Origin of the sequence: Acinetobacter sp. V91_7 (genome assembly GCF_031799075.1) — a bacterium.
GTDB lineage: Bacteria > Pseudomonadota > Gammaproteobacteria > Pseudomonadales > Moraxellaceae > Acinetobacter > Acinetobacter calcoaceticus.
Map to the genome: position 1 here is coordinate 1 of NZ_JAVQNT010000012.1, position 3,213 is coordinate 3,213.

At 35.2% G+C, this 3,213-nt stretch carries 5 protein-coding genes; 2 read left to right on the top strand and 3 right to left on the bottom strand.

Going from position 1 to position 3,213, the window contains the following annotated elements; genetic code table 11:
• Positions 1-222: 222 nt before the first annotated feature.
• Both RMB03_RS00560 and RMB03_RS00565 read right to left on the bottom strand, forming a co-directional pair.
• Positions 223-459, bottom strand: a complete 237-nt coding sequence (locus tag RMB03_RS00560; protein ID WP_311073120.1) for a hypothetical protein — start codon at positions 457-459, stop codon at positions 223-225.
• Between the two features lie 165 nt (positions 460-624).
• Positions 625-840 (bottom strand): hypothetical protein, encoded by a 216-nt coding sequence (locus RMB03_RS00565; RefSeq protein WP_311073122.1) that lies wholly within the window; start codon positions 838-840, stop codon positions 625-627.
• A gap of 394 nt (positions 841-1,234) precedes the next feature.
• Between RMB03_RS00565 and RMB03_RS00570 the strand changes: the two genes are divergently transcribed.
• A complete protein-coding gene (locus tag RMB03_RS00570; protein WP_311073124.1) occupies positions 1,235-1,477 on the top strand; it encodes a hypothetical protein in 243 nt (80 codons plus the stop codon).
• 322 nt (positions 1,478-1,799) lie between these two features.
• Here RMB03_RS00570 and RMB03_RS00575 read toward each other — a convergent pair whose 3' ends face one another.
• Positions 1,800-2,666, bottom strand: coding sequence for a metal-dependent hydrolase (locus RMB03_RS00575; protein WP_311073126.1), 867 nt, complete (start codon positions 2,664-2,666; stop codon positions 1,800-1,802).
• A gap of 222 nt (positions 2,667-2,888) precedes the next feature.
• On the opposite strand from RMB03_RS00575, the gene RMB03_RS00580 reads away from it, so the two are divergent.
• Positions 2,889-3,213, top strand: a 325-nt coding sequence (locus tag RMB03_RS00580; protein WP_311073128.1) for a hypothetical protein, incomplete at its 3' end; no start/stop codon positions are given.

The window sequence follows — 3,213 nt, forward strand, 5'->3', positions numbered from 1 at the left end:
AATTCATCACTAAATAAACTCTGTGTAAAACCTCATTTTCTAGCAACTATAAATGATGCTCATTGACCATATCAAAAATGTAAAAGGATATGTAAACCTCATAAAAATAACGCATCTTGGGAAGGACTAATAAATATTCACATATTAAACAGGCTAAATAGTCAGATTTACACTATCACTTTATTTTGCAATGTTATGGGTCCTGTTTATTGATGTAAACTTTCATTTTAGGGAGCTTAAGAATTTATATGCTCCTCCTTCATTACTCTTGTTTCGAACTATTGCATTTGTTTCTTTATTTAAAGTTTCGTTCACTATTCTAACGCCGTTACACAGTACTTGATGACCAATTTTGAACTCTGAGCCAAACGCTTCAATAACAATAAATTCACCTGCAGAATTCGATGCCACAAAAAAACTGTTATCACAATGACCATACCTAATAGTATAAAATTTCATTCTCTTACAACTTTAATTATAAATTAAGATAAGGAATCAGAATTCCATACAATTAATCGAAATGCAAAAAGTCCATAATTGGTATGCTTTAGAATATGCAATAGCTCGTTCATAAGAACATACAATAACTTTATTATTTTTAAATACTTACCTTTTAAAAACAATTTAGTTTTGAATTTCACTATCAGTTAATTGTTTCAATTTAATTTTACTCAATGACCTATCGGCATTTTCCACTGATTTTTGAGCATCAGTCATCGATTGTTCAACTTCGCTTATAAGTATAGTCATCTTTGACTTCTTCTCTGGGCGTGAAAGATTAATAAACGCATAATAAACAACAGATGCCCCAAGTAAGGCTAAAGCTGAGATTTTTAACATAGTCAATTTATTGATTAAACTTACATTACTGTAATTTTATGTGATGAAAATTACATTTTTACTAAAATTCTTAAATATCAGAACCTTTATAAACACCAAAGACTTAACTATCCGATGACTTCCTAGTACAATTTTCCGAATATGGTAGAAAAGCCCTCTGTCATTTCAAAAAGGTGAGATCTAGTAAAAATATACAGTAAGATGGATACCTTACCTATACAGGGTACAAGGCTAATGATAGAGATTGATATATTCCTATTCATTCCGGGTGAAATAGTATGGTAAAGGGGTCAGGTTCAAAGCCCTGCTACCAGAAATGGCTGGTATGTTGTGCGCACCCCAGAGACCGAATGCTCCTCGATAAGTGTGTTCAAGTGTATTTTAAGGATGATAAATGGATTACTCAAAACCACCAATTAACAAAATTATTACTAGAATTAATGATGCTGCAGTCAATAGCGAAGCATTAGTATTAACCGCTGAAGAGGTGAAAATTCTTTCAAGAAGAATTGGGGACAAATACTTTATACCTGTACTTACCAATGAGCAGGTTTTGCAAATGGCAAAGGAAGGTAAACTTAGTCAGAATATAGAATTGAGGAAAATTAATAAGCCTTTACCTAGCACAATCCTTTAAAATTAATCTAGAGAAGAAAAGAATGGTGGACAAAACTGAAAGAAGCAATCCTAAATCACGCTAGCTTGAATATATTCAATTATTATTTAGGCAAGTCTATTAGATTATTGATTAATCATACCAAATATAAATCTTACAAATAACAAAAAAGCACACTGACTCTTCGAACTTTCAGTGTGCTTACAAGACACATACTTGCACAGTTATTATTAGCATAAAAGCTAGCTCTTTCAACCCATTTATAATACGTAGCGACTATCAATTTTCATCTGTCCATGTAAGTTTATTTTTAGGACTTACCTTAGAAATGAAAACTTTAATTTTATACATTATCTAAATCCAGTATAGGCTTCCATTGCTCAATCAGCGCAGAGTTATCATCATGCATTGGGTGAAAATTCGGTTTAAAAAACTCCAGATAATCTGGTAGCGCCTTTCTAAAATATCCAGCCTTCTTGCCAACACCAAACATCCACCATAGTCCTTTCATAGTGGCATTAAGATTCCAGATGGATTTATCCGCCCATAAAAAACTAGCCTGTCCGTATAATACCGTGCCACTAATAAGACCTGTTGCCAACAATACGCCATACACGCGACGCCAATAACCACCATCAATTAATTGATAAACATCATAGGCAACAGCCTTGTGCTCAAGCTCTTCAAGTGCATGCCAAATCATCACCCTTTTCATGGTCGAATCAATTTGTTCAATGATTTCGGGGTGGGACAGCAATAATTTGCCAAACAACGCCGTAAAATGCTCCGTCGCGCCCGTCACCGCCATGCGATTTTGTTCAGACAGCTGATCGACAAATTTAAGGCATTGCATCATCAATTTTTCTAATTGCTGAACAGGTAGCCCCCTTTCTTCCAACATACGATTAAAGGATTGATGTATTTTGGCGTGATGGGCCTCTTGCCCAATAAATCCTGAAATATCCTTATTTAATTGAGCTTGCTGTTGCACTTGATGACGTACCGAACGCACACTAGCAATCATGAAATATTCACCTTGCGGTAAGATACCCGAAAAAGCATTCATAAAATGCGTCAAAAAAGGATTATCTGCAAACCAATAATCAGGTGTCGACTCTCCCCATGTCGATTGGATCGTAGATGGCTTTATCTCGTAAGGTTTCTGATTTAACGTGTTTTGACGTTTTTTATTAGTAGCTGGTCTATTCATGATTACTCATCCTGACTTCAATGTATGATTACAATAACAACGCTATAACACTGTTATAGACAATGTCAATGCTTTTGCATTAAAATGGAAAAATTGCAAAATTAATTCGTGATTCGCATGGCCTCAACCACACAGAACATTAAATCCACCTCAACTAAATCGCCCGCCGAGCTTAAAAAAAACATAGTAAATGTTGCACGACATATGGTAAAAAACTCGGGAATGAGTACTCTAAATTTGCGTATGGTGGCAGAATTATCAGGAACATCAACTCAAGCCATCTACACCCTACTGGGTGGAAAATCAGGTTTAATTCAGGCCATGTACCAGCACTGGATTACAGAACTGGAGCAACGATTATTAGAAGCAAAACTTCATTCCTCAACCATTGAATTGATCACTCAAACCGCACATATTTATCGGGAGCAAGCTTTATCCAATCCGGAGTTATTTTTATTTGGTTGTTCACCTGCCGCCAATGAAGCCAACCTGTTAGAAATGATGGCTTCTTCCAATGCATTCTCGCTATTTTCAGGATTAATAGCAT